A 24669-nucleotide genomic window follows, 5' to 3' on the forward strand; every position below is an offset into this window, starting at 1 on the left:
AGTTACAGGAGATCGTCCAGTTTGTCGTGATTCTCCTCTAGCACGTCGGTAGGGGCACCGAAGAAGCCGGCCTCGGGGGCGATGCTCTGGACGTTGTCGAAGTAGTATCGAGCGAACTCGATGACTTCCTCTCGGTCGAAGGATTCGTTGTTGTAGAACGTAAACAGCGGCCGCGTCAGCGGCGTGTAATCGCCGGCGTTAATGTGCTCGTCGAGGGGTTCGTACGCCTCGTCCTCGCCGCGGTCTCGAATCGCCGCGGCTTCGACGCTATCCTGATTTTCGAGCCAGTAGCTGTGGCCACCGAAGCCGATGGCGTACTGGTTCTGGGAGACGCCGTCGACGATGGCGATCGTCTCCTGGCGCATCGTGATGTCGTCCTGGCGGACGTTTCCGGCCTGGCCGGTGAGCGCTTCCGTGAAGTAATCGAACGTCCCGGAGTCGGTGTCCCGGCTCCAGACGTCGATCGGTTCGTCGGGCCACTCCGAGCGAACGTCGCTCCACGTCTCGACGCTGGACTCGAACTCGTAGATCGCCTCGAGTTCGTCGACTGTGAGGTAGTCGACCCAGTCGTTGTCAGGGTGGAGGTAGACGGTCAGTGCGTCCTGTCCGACTGTGAACCGGGTGTACTCGATTCCGTTCTCGTCGGCTCGTGCTAGCTCGTCGTCAGCGATGTCTCGACTCGCGTTCTGGATGTCGGTGTCGCCCTGCGTGAACTCCTGGAAACCGGCACCCGTACCGGGGCCACGAACTTCGACGACCACTTCCGGATATTCCTGCTCGAACGCCTCGCCGACTGCGTCGGTTAGCGGACGAACCGTGTTCGATCCGGAGGCCTGGATCGCCCCGGAGAGATCGCCGTTTCCGCCGTTTTCGCCGCCGTTGCCGCCGTTGCCGCCGTTGCCGCCGTTGCCGCCGTTGTCGCCGTTGCCGCCGTTTCCGCCATCATCGCTACTGCACCCAGCGACGCCGATGATCCCCGCCGTCGCGCCGATAGCTACGAACTTCCGCCTCGATACCCCACCGAAACCGGTTCGACCGGACTGGTTGTCCGTCATCGAATAGACGACGATCGAACGCGAACAAGTAGGCTTCTAATATCTATATATCCGAATACTGCGCACGATATGGAGCTATGTACCGAACAGTATATCTACCATTACTGATCGAACCCAGAATGCCCACAGAAGCATTTAACGGGACTATTGGAGAGTTTCGCGGTGAGAAGTGGTAACGACGAAACGATATCGAAATACCCCCCTGGGTCGAGGCCATCCCCACACTATTGACTTCTATATACCCATACGTTTGCGAGAGTTTCTCCACATAATTCGTTTTTGATGCGCCTACTGCACCATAACGCACTATTTCGAGGTCGAAGGTCGAGGTCGTAACTGGCTGACTCTATAGATTAAGACATATTTATATGCAATCCGCAGTAAGCGCGCTACATGGAGACCCGAAAGGTCCAGGTGACCGGCGGATCGACGTACACCGTTTCGCTCCCGAAGACGTGGGCGACGGAAAACGACGTCAGCAGCGGAACCACCGTCGAAATCTACTCGGAGGAGGATACGTTGCTGGTGACGCCGAAAAGTGACGTTACCCACCAGGAAGGGGTACTCGACGTCTCGAGCCTGGCGGACGAACAACTGATCCGGGCCGTGATGACGATGTACGTCAGCGGGTTCGACGTCATCACGCTCGAGGCGGGGCGCATTACGACCGACCAGCGCCGAGCGATCCGGAGCGCGATCCAGGGACTGATCGGGGTCGAAATCGTCGAGGAGGGATCGGATCGCGTCGTCGTCCAGGACTTACTCGACTCCTCGGAGCTGTCGATCGTCAACGCCGTCACCCGGATGCGACTCATCGCGGCGTCGATGCTCGAGGACGCGGTGACCGCACTCGTCGAAAACGACGACGATATCGCTCGCGACGTCGTCGAACGCGACGACGACGTCGATCGCCTCTGGCTAGTCGTCTCCCGAATCTTCCGGGCAACGCTCAGGTCCCCCCGCGCCGCCGAGGAACTCGGCGTCCACCGCGAGGACTGTTTCGACTACCACTCGAGCGCCCGCCAACTCGAGCGGATCGCCGACCACGCAGTCAAGATCGCCCAGCTCGCGCGCAAACTCGAAGAGCTCCCCGAGGAGGTCGCCGACGCCCTCCGCGACCTTCACGGGGACGTCGCGAGCGTCGTCGAGAAGTCGATGGACGCGCTGTTCGCCGAGGAGGCCGATCGGGCGACCGACCTCGGACACGCTGCTCTCGAGTCCGTCCTCGAGATCGACGAACACACGCGGCGGATCGACGATCTGTTGCGCGACCTCGATTCGGTAGAGGCGCAATCGCTCGGACTCATCCTCGATTCGCTCTCGCGGAGCGCCGACTACGGTGGTAACGTCGCCGAGACGGCACTCCAGAAGGCCGCGCCGCGCCCGTAGCGTCTTCCTAGACGACTGGCGGGAGGGGTTTCAGGACAGGGACGTCGTTCGAAACGGCGGCTCGGGAAAATCCCTCGTCACACGGGGCTCGGTGGGGGTAACTCTTCGTCACTGCCGCCACCGCCAGATAGCGCCCGGAAGGGTTTCGATCTGTCGTTTCGCGTCCCGGATCGAATTTCGGCGCGTCGCTCCCTCGAGTGGATTCCAGTCCGGGGATTCCTCGAGTCGGTTCCGGTGCGTCGAGAACGCAGTCTCTCGATCGCCATTACCGACTCTCGGTTACGTCACCATCCGCTCGCCAGTCCTCGAGTTCGCGCAACGTCGTCGCGACCGCGCTCACGTCCGCGGGTTCGAGCGCCCCGCGTTCGGTGGCGAACTCGCTCACGCAGTCTCCAGGCGTCACGTCGAACGTCGGATTGTGGACGTCGATGGCGGCGTCGCCGTCGTACACCGCCGTTCGGTCGCCGGACTCGAGGTTTACCTCCTCGCGCGTCGAGACCTTGTCGGTCGCGGCGACGACGGTGACGGGAACGCCCTCTCGAGCGGCCGCGATCGAGATTGCCCGCGTTCCGGTCTTGTTTACCACCGAGCCATCGGGGAGGATCGTATCCGCGCCGACGACGACGCGGTCGATCGACTCGGTTGCGAGGACGGACGCGGCGGCCGCGTCGGTGTGGATCGTCACCGGACAGTCGACGGTCGGATCGGTCGCCAGCGCCTCGGCGACGGCGACGCCCTCGCGTGCCGGCCGCGATTCGGCGACGAACAGCCGCGACGGGTTTCCGGCACGGAGCGCCTCGAGAACGGTCCCGGATCGTGAGAGCGTCAGGACCCGGCCACCGATGCGTTCGCCCGCGGTCACCGCGGCGTCGGCGTCCGCCGCGAGCGCTCGATCGATCGCCTCCCGCGTCGACTCGAGGACTGCTCTCGCGTCCCGACGGTCCGATCCATCGACTCCAGCGATGCCCTCCGAATCGCGTTCCTCGCTGCCTTCGTCGTGGGCCGCGTCGATCCCGGCCGCAGTCGCCATCGCGCGATTCACCCGATTCCGGAGAACCGCCATCGCGGGACGCGCCCGGAGCAGACGCGTCGCGAGTTCGGCGAGTTCGTCCCACTCCTCGTCCGGGTCCGTGTCGAACTCGGCCCGCTCGGCGACGAGCAGTCCCGCCCGATCCCGGAGGACCTCGAGTGTGCGGATCGAAAGGTGGGCCGCGCCGTGATCGTCGTCCGCGGCGATCGATCGAACCGTCGGTGCGACCCGCTCGTAGGCCGTCCAGAGCTTCGGCACCGGCTCGAGGTCGCTCGAATCGTCCGAATCGACGCCCGAGGGGGGCGCGACGAGTTCGGTCGGGTCGATCCACTCGAGCGCGTCGTGTTCCTCGCCAAGTTCGATCTCCCGATCGTCGTCGACGTCGAACAGGTACGGGTGGACGACCCACTCTCGACTCGGCTCGAGGTCGTCGTCTTCGAACCGGACGGGCCGTCCCGACCGGACGAACGCGAGATCGTCGGCCTCGAGGCCGGTCTCCTCGCGGATCTCGACGCGGACCTGTCCGTCGGGATCCCCCTCGGCGAAGCCGGAGACGCCACCCCACTGGCCCGCGTAGGTGCCGACCGCGTCGCTCCGTCGTAACAGCAGTATCCGGCCCCGATCTCGAAGAAAGGCAGTGACGACGTGGCTCTCTTCGGCCTCGTCGTTCCCGCTTTGGTCCTCGCGTGCTGGATCGCCACTCATACGCCGACGAACGGTCGCCGCGAGGGAATCGCTTTCGGGATTCGACGTTGGATCCCCTGCCTACGGGGGAATGGCAATCCTCGAAGAGAAGGGCGATCCTATCCGACACGCACGTACCGTCTCGAGCGAACTCGATTCACAACGGCCTTACGAAAGCATCTTCGCTCGGATATGCAGATGAACGTTACGCCCGAACGCCGTCGATATCGACCAACGCGTACCCAGCCGTTTCCTCCCTCCTGGCGATCGCTCGCTCCTGGCGCTCGAGGTGGTCGTCGATCGTCGCGATCGGCGTCGGGGAATCGTTCGGCGGGAGGTCCATGATGAACCCGCCGAACATGAACAGCGCTCGTTCGTACTCGCGGGCGTCGCCGTCGGGACAGGTTCGACGGAACGCTCGACAGAACGCCGCGTACTGGTCCGTGCTGTGACTCGCCGCCGCGTACAGCTGTCCGTCCTCGTCTCGGAGTCGCCAGAGGTAGACGTACGCGTTCCAGACCCGCCGATCGTAGATCGGGAACGTCGCCGAGTACCGGTCGGGGTCGCTCGCCGCCAGGTGGAGGAGAAACGCCGGCGTGACGAGGCCGTTCGGGCCGATAACGTCCTCCTCGACCAGGTGGTCGGAGAGCGACTCGATCGCATCCTGCGGACGCTCCTCGAGATAGTCGTCCCAATCCACCCCTTCGATCGTCGGTGCGATCTCCTCGAACGGGATACTCCGATTCAGCCCCTTCCACTCCCAGAGCTTCTCGGCCCGGTCGACCACTCGAGGAGACGCGATTCCCACCGAATACTGCTCGGCGTAGTCGGTGTAGACGCGATACAGGGACGACCAGTACTCGACGTTGAGCGGCGGATTCGACATGCCGGGAAACTGACTCGAGCGTACATCAATCAACCCCTTTCGTGCGGTCGTGGGGGACTCTGTGGGTTCGACGCCCTAGCCACGTCCGCGTTCGTTCGAGTCACCTCGCGGACTCGCATATTCCCCATTCCCGATTCCGTGAATTATACTCGGGTGGGGTGCGAGTGACCCCGTATGAACGCCGCGCGACGATCATCGAACCGACGACCACCGAGACCGTCCGTTCCCCGGAGACCGAGTGGATGGAGGCCAACGCCGGGGATTCGATCGCCATGACGGACTCGAGCCCGCGCGAATCGAATGACGACAACTCGAACCAGGGCGATCGAGCGCTCCCGGCGCCGGGTGTTGACGGCGCCACGCGAATCGGGGTCGACGTCGGCGGCACGTTCACCGACGTCGCGCTCTCGGTCGGCGGCCGACTCCTCACCGCGAAGGTCCCGACGACCGACGAGCAACACGTCGGCGTCCTCGAGGGAATCGAGAAGGCCTGCGACGAGGCGGGGATCGACCCGACCGAGATCGAGGAGTTCGCCCACGCGATGACGGTCTCGGTCAACGCCCTCCTCGAGCGCGGCGGCGCGAAGACCGCCCTCGTCACGACGGCGGGGTTCCGCGACGTCCTCGAGATCGGCCGTCAGGACCGCCCGAGCCTGTACGACCTCGAAGCCGAGAAGCCAGAGCCGCTGGTCCCACGAGAGCTACGCTTCGAGGTCGACGAGCGGACGACGGTCGACGGCGTCGAACAGACCGTCAGCGACGCCGAGGTGCGGGTGCTCGCGGAGACGCTTCGCAAGCGCGACGTCGAGGCCGTTGCGATCTGTCTGCTCCACGCCTACGCTGACTCGTCGAACGAGCGGGCGGTCGCCGAGATCCTGCGCGAGCACCTCGAGGTGCCGGTTTCGGCGTCTCACGAGGTGCTCGCGGAGTTCCGTGAGTTCGAGCGGACGTCGACGACGGCGGTCGACGCCTACGTGCGCCCGGCGATCGACCGCTACGTCGGCCGGCTGGTCGAGGAGGCCGACGAGGCGGGGCTGCCGGCGCCGTGGATCATGCAGGCGAACGGCGGTATCGCCGACCCGGAGGCGGTCCGCGAGCGCGCGGTCACGACGACACTCTCAGGGCCGGCGGCGGGCGTCGTCGGCGCGGCCGCGACGGTCGACGAGACCGACGTCGAGGGGCTGGTCACGTTCGATATGGGTGGCACCTCGAGCGACGTGAGTCTGGTCCGGGACGGCCGTGCCGAGCGGACGACCGACGCCGAGATCGACGGCCTCCCGATCAGGACGCCGATGGTCGACGTCAACACCGTCGGCGCGGGCGGCGGTTCGATCGCCTGGGTCGACGACGGCGGTGCGTTGCGCGTCGGACCGCACTCGGCGGGTGCCGACCCCGGCCCCGCCTGCTACGGCCGCGGCGGGACCGAACCGACCGTCACCGACGCGAACGTCGTGTTGGGCTACATCGGCCCCGAGACCGCACTCGGCGGCGAGATGACTCTCGACGTCGAGGCCGCCCACGAGGCCGTAGAACGGTTGGCCGACGAGGCGGGCCTCGAGGGCGCACTCGAGGCCGCCCACGGCGTCTACCGGGTGGCGAACGCGACGATGACCCGGACGATCCGCTCGGTGACCGTCGAGCGCGGTCACGACCCCCGCGAGTTCGCGCTCGTCGCGTTCGGCGGCGCGGGGCCGATGCACGCCGCGGCGCTGGCCGAGTCGCTCGAGATCGACCGCGTCGTCGTCCCCCGGCCGAGCGGCGTCCTCTCGGCGTTTGGCCTGCTCGCGGCCGACGAAAGCTACGACGCCGCACGGACGGTCGGCCTCACGCTGTCGGACGCGAATCCCGCGGAGTTGGAGGAGACCTACGACGACCTCGTCGCGAACGTGCTCTCGGATGCTTCTGATCCCGATCGGGCGACCGTCGAACGGGCGGTAGACTGCCGCTACGCCGGGCAGAGCTTCGAACTGACCGTTCCGGTCGACGAGGGGTTCGATCCCGCGGCCGTCGAGGAGCGGTTCCACGAGGCCCACGATCGGGCCCACGGTTACGCGACCGACGAGGCCGTCGAGGTGGTCACGCTCCGCGCGACGGCGACCGTTCCCGGAACGGATCCCGGCGTCGACCACGACGGCGACGGCGGCGCGCTCGTCGGCACTCGAGAGGTCCACTTCTCCGAGACCGGCGCCTGGGGGACGACCGTCTACGACCGCGACCGCCTCGAGGCGGGAACGACGCTGTCTGGACCGGCGATCTTAGAACAGGCCGAGAGTACGACCGTCGTCCCGCCGCGGTGGAATGGAGAGATCGGCGTCGACGGAACCCTCGTCATGAGCCGAGCCGGAGGTGAGAGACGATGACGGACTCGAACACACCCGATTCCGGCAATGAGAGCGCGGACGCGGCCGACTCGAGCGGGGAGACGACGACCGAAATCGATCCCGTCACGCTCGAGGTACTTCGCAACCAACTCGAGGGGGTCGCCGAGGAGATGGGACGGACGCTGATTCGGAGTGCGTACTCGCCGAACATCAAGGAGCGCCGGGACTGCTCGACGGCGCTGTTCGACGCCCGGGGACGGATGATCGCACAGGCCGAACACATCCCGGTCCACCTGGGAGCGATGCCGGCGGCCGTCGACGCCATCCGCGAGCACGACCCGCGCCCGGGCGACGTCTTCGTGCTCAACGATCCGTTCACCGGCGGGACGCACCTGCCGGACGTGACGATGGTCTCGCCGCTGGCACCAGCGGCCGACGCCGAGGAGGGCGGAGCGGACCCGGACGAGGCGATCGAGATCGTCGGCTACGCCGTCTCGCGCGCTCACCACGCCGACGTCGGCGGCGCGACGCCGGGGAGTATGCCGGCGAACTCCCGGGAGATCTACCAGGAGGGACTACGACTCCCGCCGACCCGTCTCGTCGCCGACGGCGAGGTTCGCGAGGACGTGCAAGCGCTGTTGCTCGCGAACGTCCGCAACCCACGGGAGCGCCGGGCGGACCTCCGGGCACAGCTCGCGGCGAACCGACGCGCCGAAACCAGACTCGTCGCCCTGTTCGACGAGCACGGCCGCGAGACCGTCCGCGCCGGCTTCGACGCCGTCATCGACTACTCGCGCGAGCGGATCGAACGCGAGATCGAGGCGTTACCGGACGGCACCTACGAGGCGACCGACGTCCTCGAGGGTGACGGCGTCACTGACGAGGATATCGAGATCGCAGTGACGGTGACCATCGACGGGACGACGATCGACGTCGACTTCGAGGGAACGGCCGCCCAGCTCGAGGGGAACCTGAACGCCCCGCTCGCGGTGGCGACGAGCGCGGTCTACTTCGTCGTTCGGTGTCTCACTGACCCCGAGATCCCACCGAATCAGGGCTGTTACGAGCCGGTGACGGTTCGTGCGCCCGAGGGTTCGTTGCTCGATCCTCGGCCGCCGGCGGCCGTCGTCGGCGGCAACGTCGAGACCAGCCAGCGAGTCACCGACGTCGTCTTCGCGGCGTTGGCCGCGGCCGCGCCAGATCGCGTCCCCGCTCAGGGCCAGGGGACGATGAATAACCTGACGATCGGCGGCCGCGACGGCTCGTTTACCTACTACGAGACGATCGGCGGCGGCTTCGGCGCCCGCCCCGACCGCGACGGAATGGACGGCGTCCAGGTCGGGATGACGAACACGCTCAACACCCCGATCGAGGCACTCGAGGCGGAGTACCCGCTCCGGGTCGAACGCTACACCCTCCGGCCGGGAAGCGGCGGTCGCGGCCGGTTCCGCGGCGGGCTCGGCCTCGAGCGATCGGTCACCCTCGAGACCGACGCCACCGTCTCCCTGCTCACGGAGCGGCGTCGACACGGCCCGCAAGGGGTTGCAGGCGGCGAGGACGGCGATCCCGGCAAGAACCTGATCGACGGCGAGTCGGTGCCGGCGAAGACGACCGTCGACGTCGAGGCGGGGACGACGGTGACGGTCCTGACGCCCGGCGGCGGCGGTCACGGCGATCCGGACGGCGACGAGGAATAACTGCCGTTTACAGACGCCGGACGTCACTGACCGACGGCGAGCCGGCTGTGCGCGAAGGGCGCACAGTCGCACACCTATTTTGTGCTCGCGCGATACGTTTCAGCCATGACTCAGCCGTCGACCCGTCGTGTCCTCCTCGCGGCCGCCGGTAGTTCGCTCGCCCTCGCGGGCTGTCTCGAGGACGGGGCCAACCCCGACGATACCGAAACCGACGACGCGTCGGCGGGCGGCTCCGAAGAGGTGACGGACTGGCAGGAAACCATGCTCGAGGACGTCACGACCGGCGAGTCGTTTACGATCGCGAGCGTCGATCGGCCGGTCGTCGTCCACACATTCGCGCCGTTCTGTCCGACCTGTAACCGCCAGCAAGAGGAAATCGCCGACAGCTACGGAGATCTCGGCGACGACGTACAGTTCGTCGATCTCGTGATCGACGGCAACGACGATCCCGAGGACGTCAGGAATCACGCCGAGGAAAACGGCTACGAGTGGGCGTTCGGCGCCGCACCGGAGCCGTTCACCGAGGCGCTGGTCGACGAGTTCGGACGGGAGATTTCGGTCCACGCCCAGTCGCCGCTGGTCGTCGTCTGTCCGGACGGGACGACCGGAACGGTCGAGAAGGTCGCACAGTCGAGTGAGATCCGAAGCGGGATCGACGACACCTGCGGATGACGCTGTCGGGACTCCTCGAGCACTTCTTGCTCGGCGTCGCGACGCCGTTGACCGCGGCCTGCGTGATCCCGCTCTACCCGGCGTTTATCGCCTACCTCGCGAGCGCCGACGGCGCGAAACGGCGACGACCGGTCGCGGTGCTCGGCGTCCTCGTCGTCGCCGGCGTCCTCGCGTTCATGGCCGCCGTCGGGCTCGTGTTCACCTACCTCCTCCAGGAGTCGGTCAACAGGGTCGTCGCGGACGTCTCGCCGATCGCGTTCGCCGCCCTCGCGGTCGTCGGTGCCGTCTTGCTCGTCGACCCGGGCGGGTTCTCCAGGTTCCCGACGCTCGAGCCGCCACAGTCGCGCTACCCCGCGCTTTCGGCGTTCAGCTACGGCTTCTTCTTCGGCGCGATCGTCCTCCCCTGTAATCCGGCGACCATCTCGCTGTTTTTCGCGCGGACGCCGGTGCTGTATGACACCCACGCGGAGAGCATGCTCGGCTTTCTCGCGTTCGGCCTGGGCATCGGCGCGCCGTTGCTAGCGTTTGCGCTCGTTTCCGAGCCGTTCGGCCGAAGAATCACGCGGACGCTCGCCCGGTACAGCGGTCCGATCAACCGGGGGACCGGGGCGGTACTGCTCGCGGTCGCGGGCTACTACCTTCTCTTCGTCTTCGACGTCGTCCCCTGATACGGGTTGTTCCAACGGTTTCCCGGCGTAACTGCCGTCCGGATCGCAGTTGTGCCGGACGTGGCGTACAGCAGGCCGTACGTCTTGGCAGACCGTCACGAGTTCCGACGACTCCTGGCCAACGTTGTCCGCTGACGGTGCGCTTTTCACGTCGCTATCCCACTCTCCGGTATGGAACTCGAGCCAGTGCGGGATCTCCCCGAGATCCGCGTCGGCGACGACCTCGCCGGCCTGATCGCGGACCGGGCCGCTCTCGAACCCGGCGACGTGGTGACCGTCGCGAGCACGGTCGTCTCGAAGGCGGAGGGACGGACGGCGGATCTGGACGACTATCCGGTCAGCGCCCGTGCGCGGGAACTCGCCGCCAGAATCGAGGAGATTGCGGGCGAGACGAAGGATCCGCGGTTCGCACAGGCGGTCCTCGAGGAGAGCACCGAACTGTTGATCGAGGCGCCGTTTTTGCTCACCGAGACGCGTTTCGGCCACATCTGCGTCAACGCGGGGATCGACCGGTCGAACGTGCCGGATCACGACTTGCTTCTGTTGCCCAAACGGCCCGACCGGAGCGCCGAACGGATCCGGTCGGGACTCGAGGAGCGCGGCGTCGACGACGTCGCCGTGATCGTCACGGACACCTGCGGGCGGCCGTTCCGCCACGGCCAGCGCGGGGTCGCGCTCGGCTGGGCCGGCATCCACGCGAGTCGCGACTGGCGCGGCGAACCCGACCGCGACGGTCGGGAACTCGGCGTCACCGTCCAGTCGGTCGTCGACGAACTCTCCTCGGCCGCCAATCTCGTCGCCGGCGAGGGTGCCGGCGGGACGCCCGCCGTCGTCGTCCGCGGCTGGGAGTTCGGCGACCTCGAGGGGAGCGACGAACTGTTCAGATCCGTCGAGGACGACCTCGTTCGGCAGGCGCTTCGCGGGTGGGAGTTCGACCGCTGATCTCCGAACCTCCGTCGGCGGCGATCCGGGTCGCGATTTCGAGCGCTCGGGCCGCGGGTGTGCCGCCGATGCGTACGGGCCGAACCATCCCTAATCGCGAGTCCTCGTCTCGCCAGCTATCTCCGGTGACGGTGGGCTTTTTACGCCACTGCCCGACCCTGCGAGTATGAACCGACACGCGGCTCGTGATCGCCTCGAGCGCCGTCTCGAGACCGGAGGGGACGACCGATGACCGGCGTCGAACCGACCTGGGGGATCGAACTCACTCCCGAACACGACCTCGAGCGCGTCGCCGGGCTGGCGGCGCTCGCCGAGGAGGAAGGGTTCGACGTCGCGTTCGCGAGCAGTCACTACTTCAACCGCGACCCGTTCGTGGCGCTCTCGCGGATGGCCGAGGCGACCGAGGACGTTCGACTGGGGCCGGGCGTCGTCAACCCCTACGAGATCCACCCCGTGAAACTCGCCGCGCAGACGGCGACGATCGACGAGGTGAGCGACGGACGGGCCGTCTTCGGCGTCGGCGCCGGCGATCGCTCCACGCTCGCGACACTCGGCGTCGACCAGGATCGACCGCTTCGACGCGTCCTCGAGACGTTCGACGTCGCACGCGACCTCTGGGCCGGCGAGACCGTCACCCACGAGGGGACGTTCACCGCACGCGACGCCTCGCTCAATCTCGACCCCGTCGACGTTCCCGTCTACGTCGGTGCCCAGGGGCCACACATGCTCCGAATGAGCGCGAAACACGCCGACGGCGTGCTGATCAACGCCGCCCATCCCCGGGACCTCGAGTGGGCCGCCGGACAGATCGAGCAGGGACTCGCCGACCGATCCGACGACCGCGGGGAGTTCGAGGCGCTCGCGTTCGCGAGCGTCAGCGTCGCCGGCGACGAAGAGGCGGCCCGCGAGGCCGCGCGACCGCCGGTCGCGTTCATCGTCGGCGGCGCGGCCGAACCGGTCCTCGAGCGCCACGACGTCGACCGCGAGGCGGCGAGTGCGGTAAGCGACGCCTTAGAGCGTGGCGACCTCTCCGAGGCGTTCGGCCACGTGACACCCGAGATGATCGACGCGTTCTGCATCGCGGGGACCACCGAGACGGTGGCGGACCAGTTCGAGGCGATCCTCGAGTCCGTCGACGGAATCGTCGTCGGCTCGCCGCTTGGCCCGGATCTCGAGGACGCCGTCGAACGCGCAAGCGACGCGCTCACGCGGGTATCCTGATACGTCTGCTGTCAGTCATTTCCGGTGTAACCGCGACCGGTCCTGCGAGACCACCGGTAAATCGGTACAGCAAACCGTATGAATCGGAGAAAACGCGATTCGACGTTAGCTCGAGGTGACGAGACTGCCGGCGGCACCGAGGGTCAACGCGCCGAAGACGCCGAGGGTGAAGACGACGAGGATCGTTCCGACGAGGACGAGCAACGGTGCAAGACCGTCGCCCATCGCGACGTCGGTGAAGAGTTCGTTCATCTCGACGATGTTGTCCACGATGACGTTCAACGCTGCGGCGGATTCCATAGGCGGAGGTTGTCGTCGGTGGTACTTGGCCGTGCCGGTCTCGGACAGTCGAACCGTATAAACCGTTCTCGTGCGTACCCTCGCGTGTGACCGAGGACGCGACGCTCTCGACGTTCGGGGTCGACTCCAGCGACGGCGAGGACGACGACTCGAGTTCCGACGGCTCCGAATCCGACGGTTCGAAAGCCAAGACTCGAAAATCCGACGGTTCGGAATCCGACGACGAGTCGCCGACGTCGCTGTCGACGTACGCCTGGGGACCGCACGTCTGCCGGCAGTGTGACGCCGAGAGCACGCGAGTTTGGCGGGACGGAGAGGGGGTCGTCTGTCCCGACTGTAAGGAGTGGTAGTCTCCCACCTGTAAGGGGTCGTAGTTCCCGACCTTCGGGACGATCGATCGAGGTCGAACTCGAGCGAAAACGCGGAACAACCCCCCGAACATTTATATCTTCGTCGTGGTTTTATTGACTTGCAATGGCGAAAGGTACGGTCGCATTCTTCAACGACACTGGCGGTTACGGGTTCATCGAGAGCGAGGATTCGGACGAGGACGTGTTCTTCCACATGGAAGACGTCGGCGGTCCCGACCTAGAAGAGGGGCAGGAAGTCGAATTCGATATCGAGCAGGCCGACAAAGGCCCGCGCGCAACCAACGTCGAACGACTCTGAGTGCCAGGTAAGTGGTATCGTTTTCCGACTGTCGTCCCGACCAGCGACCGCACCGCCGGTTCGACATTCTCCCGACGTGTGGACGCGAGTAAGGGAGTATTCTTTTGACCGTCCGTCCCCTACGACCAACGAATCGACGGATCCGATGGCACTGACTGCGGTTCACTTCGATGATACAACGCATATGTTTGCCAGCGCCTGAGAACGGACGACTGACGATGAATCGTAGCCGGATACACCCTCCACGTGATCGATGACCGACGTCGACCCGACATCCAACACGACCGACGAACCGCCCGTCGACCCGCTTTCCGTCTCGAGCGTCGCGACCCTCTGTGAGGAACTCGCGGCGAACGTCGCCCGCGTCATCGTCGGCCACGACGACGTCGTCGAACACGTCGTCACCGCCATCCTCGGACGCGGGCACGTGTTGCTCGAGGACGTTCCCGGCGTCGGCAAGACGATGCTCGCCCGATCGATCGCGACGTCGATCGACTGCTCGTTTCGTCGCGTCCAGTTTACCCCCGATCTCCTCCCCTCGGACGTGACCGGCGTCAACGTCTTCGACCAGCGCAACCGGGAGTTCGAGTTCCAGCCCGGCCCCGTCTTCGGCAACATCGTCCTCGGCGACGAGATCAATCGCGCGCCGCCGAAGACCCAGACGGCGTTGCTCGAGGCCATGGAGGAAAATCAGGTCACCGTCGACGGCGAGACCCGCGGCCTGCCCGATCCGTTCACGGTGATCGCCACGCAAAACGCCGTCGAGCCGAACCGCACGTACGACCTCCCGCTGGCCGAACTCGACCGATTTATGAAGAAACTCCGGCTCGGCTACCCCGACCCCGAGGAGGAACACGAGATTCTCGATCGCACCGTCGGCCACCACCCGATCGAGTCACTCGAGCCCGTCACCGACCGCGAGACGGTCGTCCGCGCCCGAGAAACGGTTACCGGCGTCCGCGTCGAGGAGCCGGTCCGGGCGTACGCGACCCGACTCGCGGGCTACACCCGCGAGAACGCAGAGGTCGGCGCGAGTCCCCGTGGGACGATCTCGCTTCTCCGGGCCGCCCAGGCACGAGCCGTCACCGACGGCCGCGAGTACGTCATCCCCGACGACGTCAAAGTGGAGGCCCCGGTCGCGTTGAGCCACCGGATCCGAACGGTCGACCGCGACCGCGACGGCCGCACCATCGTCGAAAACGCCCTCGAGCGAGTCCCCATCGAGTAACGAGAACGTCCCGCGAGTACCGAGAGCCATGAGATTCACGATCCGCGGCTGGACCGCCGTCGCCGTCGTCGCGTTCGCACTCGCGATGAGCTGGCAGTACGGTCCCCGGTCGCTAAACGCCGTGGTCGTCCCGATTGCAATCGTGACGGTCGCGGCGCTGGTGACGACCGCCCGGATCGATCCGCCCACCGTCGAGGGGGCCGCCGTCGCCGACGGGTTCGTCGGCGAGACGCGCACGGTCGAACGGACGATCGAGAGTCCGCAGACGGCGTCGGGAACGATCCGCGCGACCGTCGGCGAGGGACTCTCCGCGACGGAGTCGCCCACGCTCGAGACGACTCTCGACTCCGACGCCCAGACCCGCTTCGACTACGACCTCTCCCTCGAGAGCCGCGGCGAACACGACGTCGGAGGACTCGAGATCACCGTCACCGACGTGCTCGGGCTGGTCGAACGCCGCTTCGAGTACGAGTCGAGCGAAACGGTCGTCGTCTATCCGCGGGTGTACGGACTCGAGGGCCGCGACGCCGGGCGGTTGACTGCCACGGCGGTAGCCGCGAGTCGAACCGACCGCGGGGAGTTCGACGGTCTCCGGGAGTATCGTCGCGGCGACCCGCTTCGAGACGTCCACTGGAAGTCCGCCGCGAAACGCCCCGACGAGGAGCTGTTCGTGACCGAGTACGCCGATCACGGGGATCACAGCGCGATCACGGTCGCCGCGTCGGCACCGCCAGGTCACGAGGACGAACTGGCGAGTACCACCGCGAGCGTCGTCGTCCACCTGCTCGAGGCAAGCCTCGACGTCGGCCTCGAACTCCCGAATGCGACTCGACCGCCCGGCTCGGGGCCGGGCCACCGGCGAACGCTACTCGCGACGCTTGCCGTCGCCGAATCCGGACGCCTCCAGGATCGGATTCGGGCGGACGCCGACGTGGTGATCGACGCCGCCGGCGCGGAGCCGACCGTCGTCGTCGCCGGTGAAGAGATCCCCTTCGACCGGCTCCGCGGCGAGGAGAACGCCGGCGGTTCCGGCGAGTCCCTCGAGCGAGCGAGCGATGACGAACGCGCCGACCGTCACGGAGACGGTTCGCGGGGGGTGGCCGCGTGAGCACGAATCACGGTTCCGGCTCCGGGAGCCGGACGATGCGCCTGGACGCCGACGGAACGATCGGGCCGACCGCGTTTCGCCTCCTCGCGCTCGGATGCGTCCTGATCCTGACGGCGTCGTACGTGAGCGTGTTGCTCGACGTAACGCGCGTCGTCGGCGGGACGCAAACGCTGTTCGCGCTCGTCGGTTCGATGTTGGTCGTGGCGACGGTCCTGGCTCGCGCGATTCGCCCACGAACCGCGACGGCGGCGGCGATCGTCGCCGGCGCCGTCGGCTTCGCGTACTACCTCGAGACCAGCGGGCTGGGCGTGGGCGTGATCGTCTCGGGGACCGGTCCGCTCCTCGACGACGTGCTGACGCTCGCGACCGGCATGCCGTTGCTCCGGATGATCGAGGCTGGCGTCTGGACGCTCGCGTTCGTGCCCGCACCCGTCTTCCTCTCGTGGTATCTCGCCGTCCGGGGCCGGTACGCCTCGAGTGCCGTTCCCGGCGGCGCGGCGTTGCTGTTTCTCGTCCTGACCGGCGACGCGGGGACGGCGGTTACCTTGATCGGGACGCTTGGCGCGATCGGCACGGTCGGCTTCGGCGAACTCGAACGCCGCGGCGGATCGGTCGCCCAGGCGGACCTGATCGCCGTCCTCTTCGCGCTCATCGTCGCGCTCTCGCTTTCGGTTACGTTCGTGCCCGCCGGGCCGGCGAACCCGACGACCGCGGGCGGAGCGAGCGACGGCACGCTCGAGGGGACGATCGACTCGGCGTCCGAGCGGTCGGGTATCTCGGGTCAGGTCGACCTCTCACCCGAGGTCCGGTTTACCGTCGAATCTGACCGGCCGTCGTACTGGCGGACCGGGATCTACGACCGGTTTACGGGCGACGAGTGGGTGCGAACGGGGACGGAGACTCCGCTCGAGGACGACGACGCCATCACCACTCCACCGGGGCCGACCCAGCACCACCATCACGTGGTCACGGCGGAGACGGAACTCGGCGTCATGCCCGCCGTCCCGGAGCCGGCGGCGATCGAGGGAGATATCGTCGATCACACGGAGGTCTCGAGACACGGTCACGTCCACCCGACGACGACGCTGATGGAAGGTGACACCTACGCCGTCGAGAGCGCGGTCGTCACCCCCCAGCCGGGGGACCTCCGGGAGGCGGGAACCGACTACCCCGACGAGATTCGTGAACACTATCTCCAGCGCCCCGAGGAAACCTCGAGCGAGTTCGAGGAACGAACCGCCGAGATAACGGCCGGTGCGGAGACGCCGTACGAGAAGGCGGTCGCGATCGAACGCCACCTGCGGAGCTCCAAGGAGTACTCACTCGACGTCGAACAGCCCGAGGGCAACGTCGCCGAGGAGTTCCTCCTCGAGATGGACGAAGGGTACTGCGTCTACTTCGCGACGGCGATGACCCAGATGCTCCGAGCCGAAGACGTCCCCGCGCGGTACGTAACCGGCTACACGAGCGGCGAGCAGGTCGACGACGACGAGTACGTCGTCCGCGGGCTAGACGCCCACGCCTGGGTCGAAGTCTACTTCCCGGAGACGGGCTGGGTCGCGTTCGAACCGACTCCCAGTAGCGAGCGGGACTCGGTCCACGAGGAACACCTCGAGGAGGCCCAGGAAGACGAACGCGAAGACGCCGACGAACCCGACGACGAGCCGATCGAAGCGCCCGATGACGACGAACACGAAGACGACGCCGACGAGCACGAAGACGAAGCGACCGACGAGTCGATCCCCGAGGAGGACGACGAGCCACCGGCGAACGACTCCCAGTCCGATCAGGAGGGGCCGGCATCGACCCCGCCAGGCGGCCAGCAGGGCCCGATCGACACCTCGACCGACGACGGCGAGGACGACCGCGAACTGTCGCCGCCGGTCGCGATCACGCGCGAGCTACTGACGATCACGGCCGTCTTGCTGGTCGGTCTGGTCGCCGGCGTCCATCGGGCAGGTGTGGTCGCAGGCGCCCGACGTACGGTCGGGCTGTTCTGGCACGGACGCCGCCGTGATCCCGCGAGTGACGCCGAGCGAGCGTACCGCCGGCTCGAGGCACTCCTCGCTCGCGAGTATCGCCCGCGCCGCGCCGACGAGTCGGCGCGTGAGTATATTTCGGCACTCGAGGCTCGACCCGGCGGAGACGTCGCGAGCGACCTGCAGGTTCGGACGGTCCTCGAGTGTTACGAACGGGCGGTCTACGGCGGGGGCGTCGACCGCGAGGACGCCGACGAGGCGATCCGAATCGTCGATCGGCTGGTCCGGAACCGCCTTCCGGTGATCGGCGGTTCGTCGACCGACCGCTGAGAGGTGTACTCTGTGATGGGGTGAGAGCGGTTTCCCGATCCATCCACGGGTGTATCGTGAATGGACTGGCGCCGACGTACGGCGAATCGTCCGAGGGGCCATTTCCCGTCGGTTCGGGACACGTAGACCGACGGCGAACCCGAGCACGTCAACGTTCGTTCAAAAAGAACCGCACGACGGCGCGTAGGTCCCGATAGTGTTTAATATGCCCCTTTCGTACGGACGAACGTAATGTCGGAAGTCTGCTCGACGTGCGGGCTGCCCGAGGAACTCTGCGTCTGCGAGGACGTGGCCAAGGGTCAACAGCAACTCACCATCCGCATTGACGAGCGCAGATACGGAAAAGAGGTAACGATTATCGAAGGATTCGATCCGAAGGACGTCGATCTCGACAGTCTGTCGTCGGATCTCAAGTCCAAGTTCGCCTGTGGTGGGACGGTCGAGGACAGCCACATCGAACTTCAGGGCAATCACACCGGCCGCATCGAAGATTTCCTTCGGGATCGCGGCTTCAACGTCGCATGAGCCCGCGATGATCTGAAACGACTTCCGAACCCGACTCCGCGAACCGACACCACCACCGTTTCTTCGACGACCAATCAACCAGCGCTCGCGCTGATCAGAACGGAGAGTCCGAACTCGCGGCCTCGTCTACCGGCGATTCCTCGCGAACCAGCCCGTATTGCATTCCGTACTCCTCGAGTCCGCCGGCCATGCTCTCGACTCGAGCGTCGGCGCTTCCCTCGTAGGAGCCGATGAGTTTCGCCGCCTGAACGCTCGCCTTCCCGTGCGGGCAGACGGTGACGATCCGATCCGCGTCCTCGAACTCGTCGATGCGAGCCGTGAGTTCGTTGAACGGAACGTTTTCGCTTTCGGGGATGTGACTGCGCTCGAAGCTTCGTTCGTCCCGAATATCGACGATCCGAACGTCCGCGTCGTCCTCGAGAAGTTCCTTGACCTCCGCCGTCGAGATTTCGCCGTCCATTATCGGCGCTTTCGGACTCGGACGGAATAAGGACACGGGTCGGACTCGAGGTGTGGGAGAGTGGGACCTCGAGGAGAGAGGACGGTGTGTGGTTCGAGGAGAAGGGACGAAATGGGACTCGAGGACTCTGTTGAGATCCTTAGTGAGTGTGAGGATTCAGCCGACCGTGCTGGTATATATAACGCAAATGTCGTACGAACTGAGAGCAATCTACGGGAGGCAGTGATCGGTCAGTAGCGGCGAAGGATGTAATGGGGTAATCGAAACGTGCTTGACAGCTATCAGGTATGACGTGCAGAATAGAAAGTTTCCGGATGTTGGTCAGACAGAATAGCATCGAGCCAATCTATTTAAGACCGTCTAAGCAAGGCCCTACTATAGTAGCCACTGAAAGTCAATGCACATCCGATCGCCAGACGGATCGGCGATCGGTGTGTGAATCGTATCAGTGCTACTATACTTTAACTACGTGCTTTTGTGCTTGGAATAAGTAACCGGTGGGAATCCGTCTGTTCGATGTGAACGTTTACATCGTACGTTTCCTCGAGTATCCCTTCCGAAAGAACATCAACGTCGCCACTCGCCACGACGGAGCCATCGTCCAAGACTACGACCGAATCGGCGAATCTGAGCACGTGATTAAGATCATGAATAACCAGAAGTGCAGTCAGTCCGTCCTTGACCTGCTGACGAACGATGTCGAGTACTTGAAGCTGATGTTTAATGTCGAGGTTACTCGTCGGTTCATCCAACAGCAGGATATCAGGCTTGGCCGCAAGTGCACGAGCAATCGTCGCCTTCTGACGCTGACCGCCGCTTAGCTCAGCAATATCTCGCATTGCCAAAGACTGGAGATCGAGGCTATCGAGTAGGTTCGAAACAATCGAGATATCCTCCTCGCTGGCCCGCCAGTCGATGTACGGCTTCCGCCCAAGAAGGATGAAGTCGAACACCGTTGATTCGAAGCCGCTCGCGGCATTTTGTGGCACGTACCCGATACGACGGGAAATATCACGCCGACTAAGATCTGTAAGCGGATCTCCGCAGACGTGAACGTCACCGGAGTCTGGCTCAGCCAGTCCGTTAACACACTTGAGCAGCGTCGATTTTCCTGCTCCGTTTGGACCGATAAGAGCCATCAACTCACCGCGATCAGCACTCACGGAGATGTCTGTGAGTATCTCTGTCGAACCGTACGAGAACGAAATGTCTGTGATTTTAACTGTCATAGTTACCAGTGCTCTCTGTTTCGGCGCACAATCAGATAGAAGAAAAACGGTACCCCGAGAAACGCTGTCATGATCCCGACCGGGATAACCTCCGGTGAGATGACCGTCCGAGACACTGCATCAGCTCCGGCAAGCAAGATACCCCCAAGAAACAGTGACGCTGGGATGAGGTACCGATGGTCACCACCGATGAGCATCCGGGCAATATGCGGTGCGACGAGTCCAATGAATCCAATCGTGCCGAGAAACGCAATCGTGACACCAGTCACGAGCGCCGCAACGATCATCCCCAGTACCCGGATTCTAAACGTGTCGACTCCGAGGCTCCGGGCAACGTCACCCCCCTGCAACAGGGCGTTGAGATCCCACGATAGCCGATACGCGATCAACGTCAGTGGAGCCGCAACCGCAATCACGATCAGTACCTGGCTCCACGTCACCGCCTCGAGGCTGCCAAACATCCAGAAAACCGTTGCGGCAATGGCCTCCTCGGAACCAACGTACTGCAACAACGATGTCGACGCAGAAAAAAAGTACGTCATCGCAATTCCGGCAAGGATCATCGTCGCGGGCGAAGCGCTGCGATATCGAACCAGCCCGAAAATAACGAAAGCGGGGACCAGTGACATCACGAAGGCATTCACAGCGACAAACCAGCGACTCGGGGCGCCAGTCATTCCAACGACGGTCACACCGAGGATAATTGCGAGTGAGGCTCCAAAGGAGGCTGCTGAGCCGATGCCGAGTGTGAACGGACTCGCGAGCGGATTCTTGAGGATGGCCTGCAAGAGAACGCCCGCCATTGCCAGCGATGCACCGGCGACAAGCGCCATCACGACGCGAGGAAGCCGCAGTGTTACGGCAATCTCGGCACGTGTCTCGGAAAGCCCAGATTGGACGGGAATGTATCGTTCGAGCACCGCAAAGAGCGCTTCAGGCAAGGATATATCGGCGGCGCCGGCACTGAGTGCGGCCAATCCCGTTGCAACTGTAAGGATAGCAAACCCACCCAGATAAGCCAGTTTTCGCGATGTGGAGCGCCGATATTCGTTGATGATCTCTGCGTGTGCTGTGTCCATTCGCTCTCCCTGCGCGCCCATCTCAACGTCATCCGTCTTTCCCGTCTCAGTTGGTGAAGACATGCTACTCGATCGATGGATAGAGATAGGTTCCGCGGAACTCCGTTCCGAGCCACTCCTCGTGGTACTGTTCGTTTACCGCGACAGGGTCGAGGTCGTCGAACAGTTCGGGGTAGAACAACTTCGCGAGATACAGCACCCCCAGCCAGTTTTTGTCACCCGACATGAGCGCATAGTCAACGAGATAGACTTCGTCGTTTTGCCACGCAGAGATGAGGTCGCTCTCGGAACGGTCGAGTATCATCTCCTTGTGAGTGGCGGCGATCGCCGCTTCGTCATCGCCAGTCCAACCAAGCGGGCGCGCACCACCGGGAGCGTTCTCCTTGATCGCAACGTCTGGATCGAGTTCGATGATTCGTTCGGGATCGACACTTATCTGTCTGAACTCCGCAAGCTGTTCCTCCGATGCGAACTCCTTCATCACGTTGTGTCCACCAGCAACCTCGATCGGTTCGTCGTGTTGTACCTCCCACGGGTCGTAATCACGTTCGTATAAGACCGAAACCCGCTCGTCGGAGCTGAGAGACGAGACCCCGTCTTCGACGCGGGAGAGTTGCTCTTCGCGCCACTCGAGGAAGTCGTTGAATCCCCCCTCTTCGTCCAGAACCTCCTCCAAGAGTTGCATCCAACTGGGGTCTAGACCCCTGTCATCGATACCGATGACCGAGATATCGAACTCGGCGAACTGTTCCTGGAGGCTGTCCAGTTCGTCGACTGCGTTCTCTCCGCCTTCCCGGTTGAACAGAAGGTCCGGTTCCAGGTCGGCTATCTTTTCGATGTTCATGTTCGGCCCGCCACCGATTACCGGAACATCCCGCATTTTCGGAAACGCTTCGCTTGTATCGCCTGAGGTAATGCCGATGACTTTGTTCTGGACACCGAGGATAGTAAACGTCCAAAGAATCGTCGGCGAGTACGAAGCGACCGTTTCGACGGTCTCGGGGACTGTAACCTCCCGCCCGAAATGGTCCACGATCGTCCGGTTGCTGTCTGAGCCAGTGAAATCCCTCCCCAGGCAGCCAGCGGTTGTCGACCCCAGTGCAAGTCCCCCAAGCCCTGCAAGAACTCGCCGCCTCGATCTGTCGGCTTTGCTTACCACGTTCGATCTTGCAGACATCTCATTGTTCGTAACCTCCAATTCAGTTCCAGTCGTGTCTGCTCGGTCCAGTACTGTTCGATCCGAATCGTTTGTTGTATGATCGTGCCCCATAATCAGATCGATGAAGGTGCGGCATCCGGTTCGATGCGCTCATCGTACACTGTCCGTAGCACCTCGGTGTCGAGATGCTGTGCAAGCTGATACTGTGCCTCGCGCTTCATTTTCTTGACTTGCTCCAGGGAAACGTACATTTCCAGAGTATCGGCGACAACATCGTCGATGATATCCGACACGGGGTGATCGTTCGCTACCAGTTCGTCTTCGTCGAGTGCCTTCGGCAACTCCTCAAGGATCGTCTCACGCCAGTGCTGAGATGGCGAATAGTTTCCTCTCGATTTCGGAGGACACCAATCGAACCACTTCGCAACATCATCCCAATAGCCGTCTTCACGACGGCTATCTGCGACGACCTGTCGGCCGACCATTGCGCCGTGGCCAGCCGAAATCTGTACTTGGTCGCCGACACCTGCAAGCGGTCCAGCGGCGTAAAGACCACCAATCGGTGTCTTTCCACTATCTTCGACAACCCCCGAGGCAAATCGTGTTCGTTCGTGACCGTGTGGGCAAAACCGAGCTTCGTATGGTTCCAGGAGCGTTCCATCTCTGTCGAGTGGTTCGAGGAACGAGACATCAGCCTTCGATGTACAGACGACCCGCTCGGCGTTCACACAGTTTCCTTCATTAGTTTCGACCTCGAAAACGTTGGATTCAGACCGAACTGCTGTGACCAGTTGGCTGTTTAACACACAACCAGCCCGTTCGACTTGGTTCTGGATTATCTCGAGGTATCTGTCGGTGCTGATACCTGCTGGGTACCCTAGGTAATTTTCGAGAAACGCACAGTGTTTGAGCGATGATGGGCCACGGTCAAGGATGCAGGTTACTAATCCGGCGCGAGCCGTGAACATCCCGACGGCACAGCCTGTTGGGCCCCCTCCGACAATAACGACATCGAAGCTCCTTTTATCTGAACTCGAACGTTCCGCTCTGGTACTCTCGTAATTGGAGGAGTCCAAATTCTCTTTTGACACAGTATTCGTAGATATTATGCTAATTAAAAGGAAATTCTGGTCTATTCGGCGAATGGACTACACAACATCTGCTGCCTGTATATCACCGATTGCACCGTCCGCGATCGAGTCGACGGCGTACTGAAAACGAATCGTGGGAGTTGATCGGCTGGCAGTACCGATTAGCGTACCCTTACTAGTTGTTGCAAATACGACTTCTTTATTCAGCAACCACCATACATATTTCGAGAGATATATTGAAAAAGAAGGTAGATCGGTCATTGGTGTGGTCAGCGACCGGGGAGTGAGCAACAAGTTATTGAGTACCACCCACGTACCACGTTACAGGAGTACGAACGTGGGAGACAACGGCGACGGGGACATGGTGAAGTTGGACGTGAAGGTCCCGAAGCGGCTTCTCGAAGAGATCGACGAATTAGCCGAGGAACTGGAGTACACCAACCGCTCGGAGTTCGTCCGTGAGGTGCTTCGCGACACCACGGAGCCGATTCTGACGCCCGGCGCGCAGGAGGGCGTCTCGGAGGGCTACTCGGACGTGGCAGCGGGACGTACGATGTCCACGGACGAGGCCCGCGAACGCCTCGGCATCGATCAGGACTGAGGGCCGAACAGTGGCTCACGGGGTCGTTCTGACGGAGACGTTGGTCAAAACGTTGGAACAGTTCGAGACGGAGGACGCCGAGCGGATCATCACCAAGCTGGAGGACATCGGCGACTTCCCGGACCATTTCCTCGACCGGTTGAAGAACCATCCCGGCTACAAGCGTCGAGTCGGTAACCTCCGCGTGCTGATCGATTGGGACAAGGACAACGAAGTGATCGACGCCATCGACGCCTTCGAGCGGAAGAAGGAGTACCGCGAACTCGGTAAGTATCGGGAGGTATGGGGGTCGTGGCGGGATGAGTAGCAGGTGACACACTGTGGCGAAGGAGAAAGACGAGCCGAC

Annotated in this window: 24 protein-coding genes; 15 read left to right on the forward strand and 9 right to left on the reverse strand. The window is 64.0% G+C overall.

The features are described from left to right. Window positions 1-2: 2 nt before the first annotated feature. A complete protein-coding gene (locus AB7C87_RS13065; RefSeq protein ID WP_369729915.1) occupies window positions 3-1055 on the reverse strand; it encodes a PstS family phosphate ABC transporter substrate-binding protein in 1053 nt (350 codons plus the stop codon). Window positions 1056-1448: 393 nt separating this feature from the next. Here AB7C87_RS13065 and AB7C87_RS13070 point away from each other — a divergent pair, with 393 nt between their 5' ends. After that, window positions 1449-2444, forward strand: coding sequence for a PhoU domain-containing protein (locus AB7C87_RS13070; RefSeq protein ID WP_369729916.1), 996 nt, complete (start codon window positions 1449-1451; stop codon window positions 2442-2444). A gap of 265 nt (window positions 2445-2709) precedes the next feature. Here the strand turns inward: AB7C87_RS13070 and AB7C87_RS13075 are convergent, their stop codons facing one another. Together AB7C87_RS13075 and AB7C87_RS13080 are read right to left on the reverse strand one after the other, a co-directional pair. After that, the gene (locus AB7C87_RS13075) at window positions 2710-4179 is read right to left on the reverse strand and encodes an eIF2B alpha/beta/delta subunit family protein (RefSeq protein WP_369729917.1); all 1470 of its coding nucleotides are present in this window, start codon (window positions 4177-4179) and stop codon (window positions 2710-2712) included. A gap of 184 nt (window positions 4180-4363) precedes the next feature. Then, complete coding sequence (locus tag AB7C87_RS13080; RefSeq protein ID WP_369729918.1) at window positions 4364-5044, reverse strand: hypothetical protein; 681 nt, start codon at window positions 5042-5044, stop codon at window positions 4364-4366. Window positions 5045-5316: 272 nt separating this feature from the next. Between AB7C87_RS13080 and AB7C87_RS13085 the strand changes: the two genes are divergently transcribed. The 6 genes from AB7C87_RS13085 (at window position 5317) to AB7C87_RS13110 (ending at window position 12565) form a co-directional block, all read left to right on the forward strand. Beyond that, window positions 5317-7404 (forward strand): hydantoinase/oxoprolinase family protein, encoded by a 2088-nt coding sequence (locus AB7C87_RS13085; RefSeq protein WP_369730070.1) that lies wholly within the window; start codon window positions 5317-5319, stop codon window positions 7402-7404. Then, complete coding sequence (locus AB7C87_RS13090; RefSeq protein ID WP_369729919.1) at window positions 7401-9062, forward strand: hydantoinase B/oxoprolinase family protein; 1662 nt, start codon at window positions 7401-7403, stop codon at window positions 9060-9062. The genes AB7C87_RS13085 and AB7C87_RS13090 overlap by 4 nt, the downstream gene beginning before the upstream one ends. Window positions 9063-9167: 105 nt before the next feature. Beyond that, window positions 9168-9734, forward strand: coding sequence for a TlpA family protein disulfide reductase (locus AB7C87_RS13095; RefSeq protein ID WP_369729920.1), 567 nt, complete (start codon window positions 9168-9170; stop codon window positions 9732-9734). After that, the gene (locus AB7C87_RS13100) at window positions 9731-10402 is read left to right on the forward strand and encodes a cytochrome c biogenesis protein CcdA (protein ID WP_369729921.1); all 672 of its coding nucleotides are present in this window, start codon (window positions 9731-9733) and stop codon (window positions 10400-10402) included. The genes AB7C87_RS13095 and AB7C87_RS13100 overlap by 4 nt, the downstream gene beginning before the upstream one ends. 171 nt (window positions 10403-10573) lie before the next feature. Further along, window positions 10574-11344, forward strand: coding sequence for a coenzyme F420-0:L-glutamate ligase (locus AB7C87_RS13105; RefSeq protein WP_369729922.1), 771 nt, complete (start codon window positions 10574-10576; stop codon window positions 11342-11344). A gap of 228 nt (window positions 11345-11572) precedes the next feature. After that, window positions 11573-12565 carry a 5,10-methylenetetrahydromethanopterin reductase gene (locus AB7C87_RS13110; protein WP_369729923.1) on the forward strand — a complete coding sequence of 331 codons (993 nt, stop codon included), beginning with the start codon at window positions 11573-11575 and terminating at the stop codon, window positions 12563-12565. Between the two features lie 105 nt (window positions 12566-12670). Here the strand turns inward: AB7C87_RS13110 and AB7C87_RS13115 are convergent, their stop codons facing one another. Further along, complete coding sequence (locus AB7C87_RS13115; protein ID WP_369729924.1) at window positions 12671-12865, reverse strand: DUF8024 family protein; 195 nt, start codon at window positions 12863-12865, stop codon at window positions 12671-12673. A gap of 86 nt (window positions 12866-12951) precedes the next feature. On the opposite strand from AB7C87_RS13115, the gene AB7C87_RS13120 reads away from it, so the two are divergent. From AB7C87_RS13120 to yciH, 6 genes are all read left to right on the forward strand, one after another. Continuing rightward, window positions 12952-13215, forward strand: coding sequence for a DUF7573 domain-containing protein (locus AB7C87_RS13120; protein WP_369729925.1), 264 nt, complete (start codon window positions 12952-12954; stop codon window positions 13213-13215). Between the two features lie 124 nt (window positions 13216-13339). Beyond that, a complete protein-coding gene (locus tag AB7C87_RS13125; protein WP_124194573.1) occupies window positions 13340-13534 on the forward strand; it encodes a cold-shock protein in 195 nt (64 codons plus the stop codon). A 253-nt stretch (window positions 13535-13787) separates the two neighbouring features. Beyond that, window positions 13788-14762, forward strand: coding sequence for an AAA family ATPase (locus tag AB7C87_RS13130; RefSeq protein ID WP_369729926.1), 975 nt, complete (start codon window positions 13788-13790; stop codon window positions 14760-14762). A gap of 28 nt (window positions 14763-14790) precedes the next feature. Beyond that, entirely contained in the window at window positions 14791-15870 is a 1080-nt protein-coding gene (locus AB7C87_RS13135) for a DUF58 domain-containing protein (RefSeq protein WP_369729927.1), read from the forward strand. Then, window positions 15867-18179 (forward strand): transglutaminase TgpA family protein, encoded by a 2313-nt coding sequence (locus AB7C87_RS13140; protein WP_369729928.1) that lies wholly within the window; start codon window positions 15867-15869, stop codon window positions 18177-18179. The genes AB7C87_RS13135 and AB7C87_RS13140 overlap by 4 nt, the downstream gene beginning before the upstream one ends. 231 nt (window positions 18180-18410) lie before the next feature. Then, window positions 18411-18704, forward strand: coding sequence for a stress response translation initiation inhibitor YciH (gene yciH, locus AB7C87_RS13145; protein WP_149080772.1), 294 nt, complete (start codon window positions 18411-18413; stop codon window positions 18702-18704). A gap of 94 nt (window positions 18705-18798) precedes the next feature. Here the strand turns inward: yciH and AB7C87_RS13150 are convergent, their stop codons facing one another. The 5 genes from AB7C87_RS13150 to AB7C87_RS13170 form a co-directional block, all read right to left on the reverse strand. Continuing rightward, window positions 18799-19164: a rhodanese-like domain-containing protein gene (locus tag AB7C87_RS13150; RefSeq protein ID WP_369729929.1), complete on the reverse strand. Its 366-nt coding sequence runs from the start codon at window positions 19162-19164 to the stop codon at window positions 18799-18801. 461 nt (window positions 19165-19625) lie between these two features. After that, window positions 19626-20393 (reverse strand): ABC transporter ATP-binding protein, encoded by a 768-nt coding sequence (locus AB7C87_RS13155; RefSeq protein ID WP_369729930.1) that lies wholly within the window; start codon window positions 20391-20393, stop codon window positions 19626-19628. Between the two features lie 2 nt (window positions 20394-20395). Next, window positions 20396-21472, reverse strand: a complete 1077-nt coding sequence (locus AB7C87_RS13160; protein WP_369729931.1) for a FecCD family ABC transporter permease — start codon at window positions 21470-21472, stop codon at window positions 20396-20398. 64 nt (window positions 21473-21536) lie between these two features. Further along, window positions 21537-22649 (reverse strand): ABC transporter substrate-binding protein, encoded by a 1113-nt coding sequence (locus AB7C87_RS13165; protein WP_369729932.1) that lies wholly within the window; start codon window positions 22647-22649, stop codon window positions 21537-21539. A gap of 95 nt (window positions 22650-22744) precedes the next feature. After that, window positions 22745-23722 (reverse strand): NAD(P)/FAD-dependent oxidoreductase, encoded by a 978-nt coding sequence (locus AB7C87_RS13170; RefSeq protein ID WP_369729933.1) that lies wholly within the window; start codon window positions 23720-23722, stop codon window positions 22745-22747. Between the two features lie 361 nt (window positions 23723-24083). Between AB7C87_RS13170 and AB7C87_RS13175 the strand changes: the two genes are divergently transcribed. Then, window positions 24084-24323 (forward strand): ribbon-helix-helix domain-containing protein, encoded by a 240-nt coding sequence (locus AB7C87_RS13175; RefSeq protein ID WP_369730071.1) that lies wholly within the window; start codon window positions 24084-24086, stop codon window positions 24321-24323. A 10-nt stretch (window positions 24324-24333) separates the two neighbouring features. After that, entirely contained in the window at window positions 24334-24630 is a 297-nt protein-coding gene (locus AB7C87_RS13180) for a type II toxin-antitoxin system RelE family toxin (protein WP_369729934.1), read from the forward strand. Window positions 24631-24669: the final 39 nt, after the last annotated feature.

The organism is Natrarchaeobius versutus (assembly GCF_041205745.1).
GTDB classification, from domain to species: domain Archaea; phylum Halobacteriota; class Halobacteria; order Halobacteriales; family Natrialbaceae; genus Natrarchaeobius; species Natrarchaeobius versutus.